This window comes from Rhodococcus sp. Eu-32 (assembly GCF_003336925.1).
Taxonomy (GTDB): Bacteria; Actinomycetota; Actinomycetes; order Mycobacteriales; family Mycobacteriaceae; genus Rhodococcoides; species Rhodococcoides kyotonensis_B.
The window spans coordinates 139737-153749 of sequence record NZ_QGNK01000007.1 but is presented as its reverse complement, the minus strand read 5'-3'; the positions used below and the strand labels follow the sequence as shown (position 1 = coordinate 153749).

General features: G+C 65.1%; 16 protein-coding genes. 8 read left to right on the top strand and 8 right to left on the bottom strand.

The window, feature by feature from the left end; genetic code table 11:
• Positions 1–71 precede the first annotated feature (71 nt).
• Entirely contained in the window at positions 72–449 is a 378-nt protein-coding gene (locus tag DK926_RS11035; protein WP_114330435.1) for an SHOCT domain-containing protein, read from the top strand.
• Positions 450–483: 34 nt separating this feature from the next.
• Here the strand turns inward: DK926_RS11035 and DK926_RS11030 are convergent, their stop codons facing one another.
• A complete protein-coding gene (locus DK926_RS11030; RefSeq protein WP_114330434.1) occupies positions 484–1383 on the bottom strand; it encodes a LysR family transcriptional regulator in 900 nt (299 codons plus the stop codon).
• A 72-nt stretch (positions 1384–1455) separates the two neighbouring features.
• Here DK926_RS11030 and DK926_RS11025 point away from each other — a divergent pair, with 72 nt between their 5' ends.
• The 3 genes from DK926_RS11025 (at position 1456) to DK926_RS11015 (ending at position 4468) form a co-directional block, all read left to right on the top strand.
• Positions 1456–2388, top strand: coding sequence for an EamA family transporter (locus DK926_RS11025; protein ID WP_114330433.1), 933 nt, complete (start codon positions 1456–1458; stop codon positions 2386–2388).
• A gap of 111 nt (positions 2389–2499) precedes the next feature.
• A complete protein-coding gene (locus tag DK926_RS11020; protein ID WP_068423500.1) occupies positions 2500–3765 on the top strand; it encodes a Mur ligase family protein in 1266 nt (421 codons plus the stop codon).
• On the top strand, positions 3758–4468 hold the full coding sequence (locus tag DK926_RS11015) for a glutamine amidotransferase (protein ID WP_114330432.1): 711 nt from the start codon (positions 3758–3760) through the stop codon (positions 4466–4468). The genes DK926_RS11020 and DK926_RS11015 overlap by 8 nt, the downstream gene beginning before the upstream one ends.
• 32 nt (positions 4469–4500) lie before the next feature.
• Here DK926_RS11015 and DK926_RS11010 read toward each other — a convergent pair whose 3' ends face one another.
• From DK926_RS11010 to DK926_RS10995, 4 genes are all read right to left on the bottom strand, one after another.
• Positions 4501–5508 (bottom strand): type IV toxin-antitoxin system AbiEi family antitoxin domain-containing protein, encoded by a 1008-nt coding sequence (locus DK926_RS11010; protein WP_114330431.1) that lies wholly within the window; start codon positions 5506–5508, stop codon positions 4501–4503.
• Positions 5509–5641: 133 nt separating this feature from the next.
• On the bottom strand, positions 5642–6250 hold the full coding sequence (gene recR, locus DK926_RS11005) for a recombination mediator RecR (RefSeq protein ID WP_068423503.1): 609 nt from the start codon (positions 6248–6250) through the stop codon (positions 5642–5644).
• A 10-nt stretch (positions 6251–6260) separates the two neighbouring features.
• Positions 6261–6599, bottom strand: coding sequence for a YbaB/EbfC family nucleoid-associated protein (locus tag DK926_RS11000; protein ID WP_068423505.1), 339 nt, complete (start codon positions 6597–6599; stop codon positions 6261–6263).
• 72 nt (positions 6600–6671) lie between these two features.
• A complete protein-coding gene (locus DK926_RS10995) occupies positions 6672–7379 on the bottom strand; it encodes a siderophore-interacting protein (RefSeq protein WP_114330512.1) in 708 nt (235 codons plus the stop codon).
• A gap of 89 nt (positions 7380–7468) precedes the next feature.
• On the opposite strand from DK926_RS10995, the gene DK926_RS10990 reads away from it, so the two are divergent.
• Positions 7469–8116: an HTH domain-containing protein gene (locus DK926_RS10990; protein ID WP_114330430.1), complete on the top strand. Its 648-nt coding sequence runs from the start codon at positions 7469–7471 to the stop codon at positions 8114–8116.
• Here the strand turns inward: DK926_RS10990 and DK926_RS10985 are convergent.
• A complete protein-coding gene (locus tag DK926_RS10985; protein WP_114330511.1) occupies positions 8113–8547 on the bottom strand; it encodes an SRPBCC family protein in 435 nt (144 codons plus the stop codon). The two genes, DK926_RS10990 and DK926_RS10985, sit on opposite strands and share 4 nt — an antisense overlap.
• A gap of 285 nt (positions 8548–8832) precedes the next feature.
• Between DK926_RS10985 and DK926_RS10980 the strand changes: the two genes are divergently transcribed.
• A complete protein-coding gene (locus DK926_RS10980) occupies positions 8833–10260 on the top strand; it encodes an FAD-binding oxidoreductase (RefSeq protein WP_114330429.1) in 1428 nt (475 codons plus the stop codon).
• On the top strand, positions 10257–11573 hold the full coding sequence (locus DK926_RS10975) for a class I SAM-dependent methyltransferase (protein ID WP_114330428.1): 1317 nt from the start codon (positions 10257–10259) through the stop codon (positions 11571–11573). Before DK926_RS10980 ends, DK926_RS10975 begins: the two co-directional genes overlap by 4 nt.
• Positions 11574–11620: 47 nt before the next feature.
• Here the strand turns inward: DK926_RS10975 and DK926_RS10970 are convergent, their stop codons facing one another.
• Together DK926_RS10970 and DK926_RS10965 are read right to left on the bottom strand one after the other, a co-directional pair.
• Positions 11621–12400 (bottom strand): alpha/beta fold hydrolase, encoded by a 780-nt coding sequence (locus DK926_RS10970; RefSeq protein WP_114330427.1) that lies wholly within the window; start codon positions 12398–12400, stop codon positions 11621–11623.
• 29 nt (positions 12401–12429) lie between these two features.
• Positions 12430–13368: an oxygenase MpaB family protein gene (locus tag DK926_RS10965; RefSeq protein WP_114330426.1), complete on the bottom strand. Its 939-nt coding sequence runs from the start codon at positions 13366–13368 to the stop codon at positions 12430–12432.
• Between the two features lie 47 nt (positions 13369–13415).
• Here DK926_RS10965 and DK926_RS10960 point away from each other — a divergent pair, with 47 nt between their 5' ends.
• Positions 13416–13997 (top strand): TetR/AcrR family transcriptional regulator, encoded by a 582-nt coding sequence (locus tag DK926_RS10960; protein ID WP_114330510.1) that lies wholly within the window; start codon positions 13416–13418, stop codon positions 13995–13997.
• Positions 13998–14013: the final 16 nt, after the last annotated feature.

The window sequence follows — 14013 nt, the reverse complement described above, 5'->3', positions numbered from 1 at the left end:
ATGATCATGTTGCGCGCCCGAGCCACGATGAGCTGTCTGGATTCACTATCAGCGGAATGGAGTAGGAAGCCGTGGACTCGTTCTGGGATTTTCTCTGGTTGGTAATCGTGAGTTTCGCGTTCGTGGCCTACCTGATGGTGCTGTTCTCGATCATCGGGGACCTCTTCCGCGACCACAAGACGTCGGGATGGGTCAAGGCGATCTGGATCTTCTTCCTCATCGTTGCGCCCTTCTTGACCGCGCTGATCTACATCATCGTCAAGGGCGGCGACATGACGAAGCGGCAGGTGGCCGCCGTCCAGCACGCGAAAGACGAGCAGGACCAATACATCAAGCAGGTGGCAGGCCGTACGTCCGCCGAGGAGATCGCGCACGCGAAGACACTCCTCGACAACGGCACCATCTCGCAGGAGGAGTTCTCGCAGCTGAAGGAGAAGGCTCTTCGCTGACGCTCAGAGCACGTGCACGAAAACACTTGGAGGACTATGGATTTCCGTGCACACGCGCAGCCTCCGCCTCGAACGCCTCCACCACCGCGCTCACGGCCGGCAGCTCGCGAGCACGGGGTCGCGTCGCGAGTTCGTAAATCCTGCCTGCACGCACTCCCGACAGTGGAATACGCACGAGCGCAGGATGCACGACGGCATAACGCGGCAGCAGAGCGACCCCGTGGCCTCGCGCCACCAATTCCTCGGTGACCCGAAAGTCGTTGATGCGCTGGACTACACGAGGCTGCACCCCGGTTGCCGCGGCGACGGACAGCAACACGTCGTCGACCGGGAAACCGCCACGGACGCTGATCCAGTGCTCGTCGGCGAGTTCGCGCAAGTCGACCGACTGCCTCGACGCCAAAGAATGACTCGGCGGAAGCACGAGGTCGATCGGCTCACGCATCAGGGATTGCACTTCGATGCGCGCGGCAGCGGTTGCCGGTGCTCGATCGTCGCGATGGGTGAGTACGACGTCGTAGTCGGCAAGCAGCGCCGGCACCGACGACGCGGGTAGGTCCTCGTCACGCGCAACCACTCGAGTCCCGCTGTCTCGCAGGCGTTCCAGAACCCCCGGCAGCAACAGAGCGGCACCGGACGGAAACAGCGCGACGCGCACGCGCCCTTTCGGTGACGCACTGTACGACTCCATTTCGGCCGTCGCTCGATGCAAGGCCCCGAGAACCTCGTCGGCCCGAAGGACGAGGGCATGGCCGGCGTCGGTGAGGCGGAGTCTGCGCCCGTCGGGTTCCAGCAATGCGACCCCTGCCTCCTTCGAGAGCAGTTTGAGTTGCTGGGACACGGCCGACGGCGTCAGAGACAATGCGACTGCGACGGCACCGACGGTTCCGCGGTCGGCAAGTTCGCGCAGTATTCGCAGGCGCTCGACGTTCATGTAGCGAATCTTAAGTGTCGGTGTCGCAACATTCGATTGTGCTGACACGTGGGTAGACCTGACGATGAACGGGTGAACACCCGCGACCGCTGCCTCGGTATCCTCGTCGCCGTCCTGTGGGGCCTGAATTTCCTGGCCATACGCGTCGGACTCGATCAGTTCCCTCCGTTCTTCTTCAACGCTCTGCGATTCCTCGTCATCGCAGTACCGGTGCTGCTCTTCGTCCGTCCGCCCAAGGTGCCGATCAAGTGGCTGCTGCTCTACGGCGTGGGCTTCGGGGTTCTTCAGTTCGCATTCCTGTTCAGCGCAATGAACGCGGGGATGCCGACCGGGCTCGCGTCGCTCGTCCTGCAGTCGTCGGCGCCGTTCACGGTCGTCCTCGGCGCCCTCCTCCTGCGCGAGCGCATCAGCAGGCGTCAGATTCTCGGCATCTCCGTCGCGATAGCGGGCATGGCGCTCATCGGCTACGACCGCGCCCAGGCCGCAACACTGCTTCCCGTCCTGTTGACGCTGCTCGCCGGCCTCTGCTGGGCATTCGGCAACCTCGGCAACAAGCTGGCTGCCTCGACCTGGTCGGGTCACCCCACTCCCGGGGAACCGATGCGGCTCATGCTGTGGATGTGCGTCGTACCGCCCGTCCCGATGCTGGCGTTGTCGGCGATCACCGAGGGACCCACGACGGGCTGGGTCGCGCTTGCGGACGCGTTCAGCCCCGAGGGATGGCAGGCCCTGGCCGGGATCGGCTACATCGCCGTGTTCGGAACGCTGGTGGGTTCGGGACTCTGGACGATGTTGATGAGCCGGCACCAGGCGGGCGTCGTCGCACCGTTCTCGCTGTTGGTGCCCGTCGTCGGGATCGCGGGTGCCTGGCTGTTCCTGAGCGAGGAACCGAGCCCGTTGTCGTTGATCGGCGGCGCTGTCGTGATCGCCGGATGTCTGGGAGGAATGCAGAAGGCGGCACGGCCGGAGGCTCTTCCGACCAGTCGCGCGACGGCGTACACCTGACCGCGCTCGTCCGCCCCACCGGCGTGATCTTCCCCTCGTCATCGGCCTGATTCCCCGGCTGAGCCACCTTCCGACGAGAGCTGCCGGACAGGTCTGTGCCAGACTCGGCGCATGGTTCGAACGGGTGAGCGCAAGGCCGCGATAGGCGCGCGCGGCCGGCTGGCTTTGAAGGCCGCGGAGGCCGCCACATGGGCGTCGCGCAAGGCAGGCCGCGGCAAGGGGTCGATGATCGGCGGGCTGGTCGCCCTGAAGATCGATCCCGACATTCTGACGGGGCTCGGCTCCGGCCGTCGCACAGTGGTCGTCACCGGCACGAACGGCAAATCGACGACGACGCGTATGACCGCAGCCGCGCTCTCCACGCTCGGTGAGGTCGCAACGCAGGCCGACGGCGCCAACATGGACGCCGGGATCGTCGCGGCGCTGCACGCGCACATCGACGCGCCGCTCGCGGCTCTCGAGGTCGACGAGCTCCACGTTCCGCACGTGTGCGACGCCGTCTCCCCCGCTGCCGTCGTGCTGCTGAACCTCAGCCGCGACCAGCTCGACCGCGTCGGCGAGATCAACATGATCGAGCGGAAGCTTCGGGCAGGGCTCGCCCGTCATCCGGAGTCCGTCGTGATCGCCAACTGCGACGACGTCCTGGTGACGTCCGCGGCATTCGACGCTCCCAACGTGGTGTGGGTGGCCGCGGGCGGCGGCTGGGCAGGCGACTCGGTCAGTTGCCCGCGCACCGGCGAGCCGATCATCTGGGACGGCGAGCACTGGTACTCGACAGGAAGCGATTTCGCCAGGCCGACTCCCGACTGGTGGCTCGACGACGACAATCTCTACGGGCCCGACGGCCTGAAGATTCCGATGTCGTTGGCACTACCCGGAAAAGCCAACCGCGGCAACGCAGCTCAGGCCGTCGCCGCAGCCGTCACGCTGGGAGCGACTCCGGAGGATGCCGTTCGCGCGGCGTCCACGGTGAACGAAGTCGCCGGACGCTATTCGACGGTGCAGTACGGATCTCATTCCGTCCGAATGCTTCTCGCGAAGAACCCCGCTGGCTGGCAGGAAGCGCTGTCGATGATCGATCCGACGGTCGACGGGCTCGTCATCGCCGTCAACGGGCAGGTACCCGACGGCGAGGACCTGTCGTGGCTGTGGGACGTTCGCTTCGAACATTTCGAGAACGTCGCGGTCGTCGCATCCGGTGAACGGGCCACCGATCTCGGTGTCCGACTGTTGTACGCCGGATCCAAGCACACGACCATCGCAGATCCGTTGAAGGCCATCGCATCCTGTCCGCCCGGGCGCGTCGAGGTGCTCGCCAATTACACCGCGTTCCGTGATCTCGGGCGCGCACTCGCACGCGAGGTGAACGATGTCTGAGTCCACCGTCCGCATCGGACTCGTACTGCCCGACGTCATGGGCACCTACGGCGACAACGGAAACGCGCTCGTGCTGAAACAACGTTTGCGCATGCGCGACATCGACGCCGAGGTCGTGCACATCACGCTGAACGATCCCGTGCCGGAATCGCTCGACCTGTACACCCTTGGCGGAGCCGAGGATTCGGCGCAACGGCTCGCGACCCGACATCTGACGAAGTACCCCGGACTGCAGAACGCAGCGGCTCGCGGCGTTCCGGTACTGGCGATCTGCGCGGCCATCCAGGTCCTGGGTCACTGGTACGAGACGTCCGCAGGCGAACGCGTCGACGGCATCTCGCTGTTCGACGTGACGACGTCGCCGCAGGACGTACGTTCCATCGGTGAGGTCATCTCCGAGCCGACTCTCGACGGCCTCACCGACAAGCTGACCGGATTCGAGAACCACCGCGGCGGAACGACTCTGGGTCCCGACGCCGGTGCGCTGGCCAAGGTCGTGAGCGGAATCGGCAACGGCGTCGGCGACGGGCGCGAAGGCGTCGTACAGGGGTCGGTGATCGGCACGTACATGCACGGTCCGTTGCTCGCCCGAAATCCGCAGTTGGCGGACTACTTACTGGAGAAGGCGACGGGGTCGCCCTTGGCTCCCCTGGAGCTCGAGGAAGTCACGCAGCTTCGGAGAGAGCGGCTTCGCCGCACGTGAGCGCGAATGTATAGCCCTCTATACATTCGCACTCACGACGCGCACCGCTCACAGGGAAACGACGTGTCGTCCCATCCCTCCCTGACCAGCACCGCCCGCACCTCGGTGTACACCCCGCACGGATCCTTCGTCACCTCGTCCCACCCGTAGACGAGACGAGGTAGGCCACCGAGTTCTGCGGCATTGTCGCGCCGTCGATCCCGGAAGCGACGCTGTTTCGCCGAATGGAATGCCTGACCGTCCAGCCGGACGATGAGTCCCACTTCCTCGTACAGGACGTCCTCGAAAAGCGTCCGCCCGTCGACGTGATGTGGCGCCTGGCGCGCGCTCGAAGGCAACCCATGCGCCTGTTCGACATCGAGGACGTATCGGTGTTCCAACGCCGAGTGCACCCCATTCCGGAGAAGGTCCAGGGTGTCCGCGATCATCGCGGCGTAGCGCCTCGGCCGTCGATGCTCGATCTTGCGTCGCATGGCGTCGACGGAGATTGCCCCCGCCGACATCGTGGACACCAGCCGGATCGACGCGGCTCGCGACGTGGGTTCTGCGACAGCCAGATCCAGCGCAGTATCCACCTTGCTGGTCCGACGGGGATCGACGTCCACGCCGATGTGCTTCAGTGCTCGCGACCGATGTACGACGACGCCCGGGTGGATCATCGAATTGGACGCCGACGTCGGTCGTGCTGTCGACTGCCTCATCGTCGGAGGTTGACTGACCGCCGACGCTCCGTATCGGACGGTGACGTGAACGGGACCGTCTGCTGGTCTTTGCAATCGCCACTCTTCGGCTGCCGTCTCGTGGCTGAGCAAGGCACTCGGCCCTGCATACAGAAGTGCCGCCGACAACTTCATATCCCGGGTGAGCGGTCCGTTCGTCAGCGAGATGACGCCGCGGAAGATTCGCAGCCACTGTCCGGATTCGACTGCGTGCCTGATGGACTCGGGTCGACATCCCAGATCGTACAGCTGACGTGCTGTCAGCAGCCCGTGCTGCGAATCCAGAAGTTGCTGCCGACTCGCGGTGGTTGCGATTTTCATGCGGCACAGAATGCACGACGCCGTCCTCTCGGACGGTCGAAAAACCGGGGTTATCCACAGCCTGTGGACAACCCACCCGTGCGCGCGAATGTATAGCCCGCTATACATTCGCGCGCACGGGCGGCGAAGCCGCCTACAACGCTCGACGACCCGTCAACGCGCGCCCCAACGTGAGCTCGTCCGCGAACTCCAGGTCCCCACCCATCGGCAGCCCGGAGGCCAGCCGGGTGATCGCAAGTCCCGGGAAGTCCCGCATCATGCGCACCAGATACGTCGCCGTCGCCTCACCCTCGGTGTTCGGGTCGGTGGCGATGATGACTTCGGCGACGTCGACGCCGTCGTCCTGATTCCCGACGCGCATCAACAACTCTCGAATGCGCAACTGGTCCGGTCCGACGCCGTTCAACGGGTCGAGTGCGCCGCCGAGGACGTGGTATCGACCCTTGAACTCGCGTGTACGTTCGACTGCCTGAACGTCTTTCGGCTCCTCGACGACGCAGATGATGCTGCGATCGCGTCGCGGATCGGCACAGATGCGGCACAGCTCCTTGTCGGACACCGTGCCGCAGACCGTGCAGAACTGAACGCCGTCACGCACACGTTGCAGGGCCTTGATGAGCCGCTCCACCTCGGGCGGTTCGACGCCCAACAAGTGAAAGGCTATGCGCTGCGCGCTTTTCGGGCCGACGCCCGGCATCTTGCCGAGCTCGTCGATCAGATCCTGAACAGGACCTTCGTACACGTGTCCGTCCTCAGAAGCCGGGAAGGCCGAGCGAACCGCCGCCGAGACCACCCGCGAGAGGGCCGAGCTTCTCCGCCGCAACCGACTGCGCAGCGTTCGACGCGTCGGCCACGGCTCCGATGATGAGATCCTGCAACGTTTCGACGTCGTCGGGATCGACGACCTTCGGATCGATCGTGAGCCCGACCAATTCGCCGGTGCCCTTCACGGTCGCCCGCACGAGACCCCCGCCGGCCTGACCGGACACCTCCGCCTGTGAGATCTCCGCCTGCGCGGCCATCAACTGCTGCTGCATCTGCTGCGCCTGCTGCATGATCGACGCGATGTCTGGCTGCTCACCGGGTTGCACTGAAGAATCCTCTCGTCGCACTGTCGGGTTCAGCCTAATAGGGGTCGTTCCTGCAGGCTCCACTCCCGGCCCCTAGCCGCGGCGACCACGCCTGTCGTCCGACCAGTATCCGAAGATCCTCGTATCGTCCGCGGACAGCCCCGCGTCCCGGCAGACCGCCCGAATGGCGTCCATCCGTGAACGCTCACCGGCCGCCCAGACGGTGGTGGTCGAGTCCATGTCGCAGCGCCTGGCTGCGGTCACCAACGGATCGAACCCCATACCGACATGGAAGCTGACGACGCCGACGCCGTCGACGACGGGTAGTTCCGCGACAGCGGCGGGGTGGGGCGTGTCCAACCAGACCGTGCCGGTGACCGACGCAGGCCACTGTTGCAGTATTGCGCGCACTGCCGGCACGGACGCCTCGTCGGCGAACAGCAGGACGCGTCGACCACTCTCGAAGTTCGGAAGACCTCTGCCTCTGGGCCCGCCGATGGGCGTCGAGGAACCGACCTCGATCGATCCGAGCCAGCGCTGCATGATCGTGTTCTCGAGGCTGGGGCTGAATTCGATGTCCAGGATGCCGCGGTCGGCGTCGAATTGCCGCACCGTGATGTCGAGGGACGGAACGCCGGGGAACTGCAGCCACTCCGTGATGCTGAGCGCGTCCCAGTCGGCGGCATGACGAGTCGGCGTCACCATCGACGTCATGCGCAGCACCCCTGGCCGCGGCCGACTGACGGCAAGCGTTCGCAGAGCCGGCTCGTAGAAGCCCGGTCCCGATTCTGGAACCGTCATGACCCACCTCCCGGAAGTCATCACTACTTGAGTAAGGCTAAACTTCGGCGACGCCCTCGCACCAGCCGGGGTACTCGTATGCTTTGTGTATGCAGGCCGAGATCCGACCCGCCGCCGGACGCCGACGCCGGGTGACCCCGGAGACGATCACGGCGGCAGGCATCGAACTGACGCTGCCGAAGGTGACCGTCAAGACGCTCGCCGAGAAGCTCGGGGTCAGCATCGTCGCGATCTACAACAACATCGACGGTATTGACGCCGTGAAGGATCTCGTCGCGGAGGAGATCCTGCGGCGGTGGGATTTCCCCGCACCCGCGGACGGCGAATCGCTGCGCGACGCTCTGATGCGCCTCGCCATCGATCTACGTCGGCTCGTTCACGGGCATCCCGGTATCGCGCACTACCTGGTGAACATCGGCGCCGGGTCGCACCATGCACTCGCGAAGATCGACGCGGTGCAGCAACGGTACGCGACCCAGTACGACCTGAGCCCCACGCAGGCGGTGTGGGCGGTCGCGACGGTGGCGGAACACGCCATCGCGCTGGCCGAACTCGTCCACACCCCGGACAGGCGGCAGAACCAGCCTGCGATGGTGGCCAGAGACGACCTGAGCGTGATTCCGTTGGGCGTGGATGCGGAGAGTCGAAGTCTGGACTCGGACTTCGAGTGGTCGATGCGGGCCGCCGTCGTCGGCACGGTCGCTGTGATCGGCGACCCGCGGTTCGACGAGCGTTAGCGGGTTTCCTTCTCCAGGTTGGCCAGCGTTTGCGCCTGGATCTTCTTCAGACCGAGCGGCGCGAACGTCTTCTCGAAGAAGCCGCCGATGCCGCCTGCGCCCTTCCATTCGGTCGTCGTCGTGACCTCGCTGCCCGATCCCGACGGCGCGACGGTCCAGGTGGTCACCATCGACGAGTTCGCGTCGCGCTCGGTGATGGTCGAACCGTCGACGCTGACCGTGGCCTTGACGTTCCGAGAACGCTTCGACGTGGCCTGCAGGGTCCACTGAGCAACCGTGCCTGCGCCCTGACCGCCTTCGAGGACGGTGTAGTCGAGGTACTGCTCGGGCAGGATACGAGGTCGAACCGTCTCGTAGTCGGTGAGCGCTGCCAACACCTGATCGGGCGATTGAGCGAGGGTGATGGAACTGCCGGCGCTTACCTGTGCCACGGGCGAATCTCCTTGTGCGTACCGAGCGAACATGTCCGTTTTCCATCCTGCCTTCAGGAGGGGTCGCTCGGCTACGAACGGATGTAGCGATGTGAGATGGTTCACGGCGAAAATTTCTCAGCGCGACGAAAAAGATGTAGAACGCAACCATTTGTCGCTTTTGCACCGTTATGCAGCGCGAACGGAGCAACATTTGAGTGAAATTTGCCCCCGCGCGCAGCAATCGCGGTGGCTCCGAGCGACCCGTGGAGATAGCGTCTTCCTGTGGCTTCAGCGAGAGGGTTCATGAGACGAAGGCCCGAGCCGAGGGAAACCGGCTTCGCGGCGCATCGGGCGGGGGTCGAGCAGCTACTCGGAAGCTATCGCGCCATTCCTTCCCATGCGACGGTTCGGCTGGCGAAGAAGACGTCGAACCTCTTCCGTAAGCGGGCCGTCGCGAACGCGCCCGGCCTCGACGTGTCCGGCCTGTCGCGCGTCATCTCGGTCAACCCTCAGGACAACACCGCAGATGTCGCGGGCATGTGCACCTACGAGGACCTCGTCGACGCGACGCTTCCCTACGGCCTGGCTCCTCTCGTCGTCCCCCAGCTCAAGACGATCACCCTGGGCGGTGCGGTCACCGGCCTCGGCATCGAGAGCACGTCGTTTCGCAGCGGCCTGCCCCACGAATCCGTCCTCGAGATGGACATCTTGACCGGCAGCGGCGAGATCCTCACTGCAACACCAGAAGGCGAGAACTCCGAGCTGTACTGGGGCTTCCCCAACTCGTACGGCACGCTCGGCTATGCCACCAGGCTGAAGATTCGCCTCGAACCCGTCCTGCCGTACGTAGCGCTGAGGCACGTGCGTTTCGACGACCTCGAGACGATGCAGGCCACGATGGACCGCATCGCCACCGAGCGGGAGTACGACGGCATCGCCGTCCACTATCTCGACGGCGTGGTCTTCTCCGCGACCGAGAGTTACCTGACGCTCGGCGTGCAGACAGCCGCACCCGGTCCGGTGAGCGACTACCACGCCGGCTCGAAGATCTATTACCGCTCGATTCAACACACGGGCAGCACGCCCAAGTCCGATCGACTCACGATCCACGATTACCTGTGGCGGTGGGACACCGACTGGTTCTGGTGCTCGCGTGCGTTCGGAACGCAGAATCCGAGGATTCGACGTTTCTGGCCGACGAAGTACCGCCGTTCCAGCTTCTACTGGAAGCTCATCGGACTCGACCAGAAGTACGACATCGCCGACCGCCTCGAGGCACGCAAGGGCAACCCACCGCGCGAACGCGTCGTGCAGGACATCGAAGTGCCGATCGAGAACACCGCCGCGTTCGTGCACTGGTTCCTGGACGAAATCCCGATCGAGCCGTTGTGGTTGTGCCCGTTGCGACTTCGCGAACCCGCCGCACCCGGCGCCGACGCAGCCCGGCCGTGGCCCCTGTACCCCCTCGAACCGAAGCGAACCTACGTCAACGTCGGCTTCTGGTCCTCGGTTCCGATCGTCCCCGGCGAGCCCGAAGGTGCGGCGAACCGCGCGATCGAGAAGAAGGTGACCGAGTTCGGTGGCCACAAGTCTCTCTACTCGGAGGCGTTCTACACCGAGAACGAGTTCGCCGCGCTCTACGGCGGCGCGAAATTCAAGGAACTCAAGAAGCGTTACGACCCCACATCACGTCTGTTGGACATGTATTCGAAGGCGGTGCAAAGAAAATGACGACATTCAAAGAACCCGGTACGCGCGACGCAGCAAGAGCGCACAAGCTCACCATCTCCGAAATTCTCGAACTTCTTTCCGACGGCAACATCCCTCTCCGGTTCACCGCATACGACGGCAGCGCCGCTGGCCCGGAGGATGCTGCGCTCGGCCTCGACTTGAAGAGCCCGCGCGGAACGACGTATCTCGCAACGGCCCCAGGCGATCTCGGCATGGCTCGTGCCTACGTCTCGGGCGACCTGGAGGCGATCGGCGTCCATCCGGGCGACCCGTACGACCTCTTGCGCATGATGGGCGACGAACTACATTTCCGGCGCCCCAGCGCACTGACCCTCGCGTCGATCACTCGCTCTCTCGGCTGGGATCTGTTGCGTCCCATCGCACCTCCCCCGCAGGAAGTCGTACCGCGGTGGCGTCGGATCGCAGAAGGGTTGCGTCACTCCAAGACTCGGGACGCCGACTCCATCTCGCATCACTACGACGTGTCGAACACCTTCTACGAGTACGTGCTCGGGCCGTCCATGACGTACACGTGCGCGGCGTACACCTCCTCCGACGACAGCCTCGAACAGGCGCAGGAGAACAAGTACCGCCTCGTGTTCGACAAGCTCGGACTGAAAGAGGGCGACCGCCTGCTCGACATCGGTTGCGGCTGGGGCGGAATGGTTCGCTACGCCGCCCGCCGTGGCGTCAAGACGATCGGTGCGACCCTGTCGAAGGAACAGGCCGCGTGGGCGCAGAAGGCGATCGCCGACGAGGGTCTGTCCGACCTCGCCGAGGTGCGCTTCTCCGACTACCGCGACATCCCGGAAACCGAGTTCGACGCGGTGTCGTCGATCGGGCTGACCGAGCACATCGGAGTGCACAACTACCCGTCGTACTTCGAGTCGATCAAGTCCAAGCTTCGCGTCGGCGGCCGGGTACTCAACCACTGCATCACCAGGCCGGACAACCGAAGCCACGCTCGCGCAGGCGCTTTCATCGATCGCTACGTCTTCCCGGACGGCGAACTCACCGGCTCGGGCCGCATCATCACCGAGATGCAGGATGTCGGCCTCGAGGTGCGACACGAGGAGAACCTACGCGAGCACTACGCGCTGACGCTGAAGGCGTGGTGCCAGAACCTCGTCGACAACTGGGATGCCTGTGTCGCGGAAGCCGGCGTCGGAACGGCACGCGTGTGGGGCCTGTACATGGCCGGATCGCGACTCGGCTTCGAGCGCAATGTCGTTCAGCTGCACCAGGTTCTGGGCGTCAAGCTCGGCCCGAAGGGCGAGGCGGATGTGCCGCTGCGCCCGTGGTGGGAGGGGTAGGCGACTTCGTCGCATGTGCATAGAAATACATAGAGGGTTACGTATTTCTATGCACATGCCCGAAGTATGAGGGCCGATGTCTGCTCCGGCTGATCCCAGTGCGGAAAATGCCCGCACTTGTCGAACCAGTGCAGCTCGGCGTCGGGGAACCGCTCCATCGCGACCTTCGCCTCGCTGGGCAACGTCACTTTGTCCTGACGCCCCCAGCCGATGACCACCTTGCCCTGCAGCGAACCCCGCGGCGCACCTTCCTGACGTGGCCCGTGAATCAAAGCCTTGCGCGCGGCGGACAGCGAGGGCGACGCCTCGTCGGAGAACCCGCGTAGCTCACGCATTACGAGCTCCTGCGGCAACTTCCACGGTGCCGCCGAGAACTGCGCCAGCGCAAGCGTTCTCGTCACGGCATTGCCGGTCACGAAAGGCAGCAACGGCTGAATCCGACTGACCAGCGCCACCGACGCGGTGATCGACGCACCGAACACCTTCACCTGCGTGTCGTTCCAGAAACCACCGGGGTCCAGCGATACGACGGTGCCGCGGTGGCCGCGTCGGGCAAGCTCGAGCACCATCCGGGCCCCCATGGAACTGCCGACGACATCCGCGTCGGACAGTCCTTCGGCGTCGAGGAATTCACGCAGCGCGTCGGTCAGCGTCGCGATGGTGACCTCGGGCAGTGGCGGCGTCCGACCGAATCCCGGAAGATCGACGGCGATCACCTGCCGTTCCGCACTCAGCGCGGGCACGATCGGGTCCCAGTTTCGAAAACTGGATCCCAGGCCATGGACGAGCACCAAAGGTTTGCCGGATCCTGTTCTCACGTTGTGCATGTGACGTCAGGTACCCGATACCGGGTGAGCTACACCCGCGGGTTGTAGTGCTTGGGGTCGTCGCGTTCCGACAGCGGCGGCAGATTGCGAGCGGGCGTTTCCGGCAACGGACTGTCCGACGCCACCCTCCCGGTCGCCCGGTCCCATCCGGCTCGGCCGCGCGGATGCATGCGGTAGCGACGCGGCACGAACGCGAACGCCGCGTTCACCGCCTTCCCGACGAGCCGGTGTATCCGCTCGTCACGCCGGGTCCAGCTGTAGCCCAACAGATCTCGCACCGGTTGGTCGTACATTCCGACGGTCAGCCAGACGAATCCGCGGGCGATGGGAATGCGCAGCACCGACCACACCGGCCTCGGAATCCACGACGCGAACGGCGGGGGCCCGAGACGAGACAGATCAAGCACGTCACGCGTCGCCTTGTTGTCCTCGAGCACGTCGCAGCACATGTGCTTCCAGTAGACCTGGAAGTCCTCCCACGTCTCGGGCACCGGCCGCATGCTCATTCCGTAGAGGCGATACCACTGGATGTGTTCGGTGAAGAGTTGCCGTTTCTGCTCGTCGGTGGCGCCGCCCATGAAGTGATCCGCGGTGATGATCGTGCCCATGAAGAAGGTCGCGTGCGCCCAGTAGAAGGTGTCGGGGTCGAGCGCGTGGTAGCGCCTGCCCTGCGCGTCGACCCCCTTGATCTCGGCGTGATAGCCGCGCACCTGAAGCGCCGTCCGTTCGGCGCGGTCGCCGTCGAACACCACGCCGCCGATCGGATAGAGCGAGCGGAACAGCCGCTCCCACCGCTCGTCGAAGAAACTCGAGTGCTGCTCGACGCCCGCGCCCAGCCCGGGATGCATGTTCTGCATCGACCCGGCCCACACGCCTTGGAGCATGCCGCGCCAATCGCCGAAGTACTTCCACGTCAGCGAGTCGGGGCCGAGTGGCACCGGTCGCTCCTCACCGGACTGACTACGCATGTTGTCAGACTAGGATCTGACAACATGCGTAGTCAATGGCCGCGGCGATGAGCATCGACGACCGCCGCCGACAAAGATTCACGACGCTTCTCGACGTCGGAACGTCCCTGCTCGGCGCCCCCGAAGGCCCATCGGTCAGCGTGCGGGCGGTCTGTCGGGCCGCGAAGCTCACCGAGCGGTACTTCTACGAGAGCTTCACCGACCGCGACCAGTTCGTCCGCGCCGTCTACGCCCAGGTGGGCGAGCGGGCACGCGCGTCGATCGAATCAGCCGTCGAACACGCGCAGGGCGACGCGCGAGCCGAAGCACCCGTCCGAGCCTTCGTCGAACTCGTGCTTGACGACCCGGCCGTCGGACGTGTCCTGCTCCTGGCCCCACTGTCCGAGCCTGCGCTCGGCGGCAGCGGTGCCGCGCTCGTGCCGGGGTTCGTAGAGCTGGTACGCGCGCAACTCACCGATCGAGACGCCGACGACGCGCAGCTCGTCGCGGTGGGCGTCGTCGGCGCCCTGACGGCGTTGTTCGCGGGCTATCTCGACGGGACCGTCACCGTGCCACGCGAGAAGTTCGTCGCCCACTGTGTGGAACTCGTGTCCGAAGCGGGCCGGAAAACCGGCTCCTTCATGCCATGATCGAGGCCCGCCGACA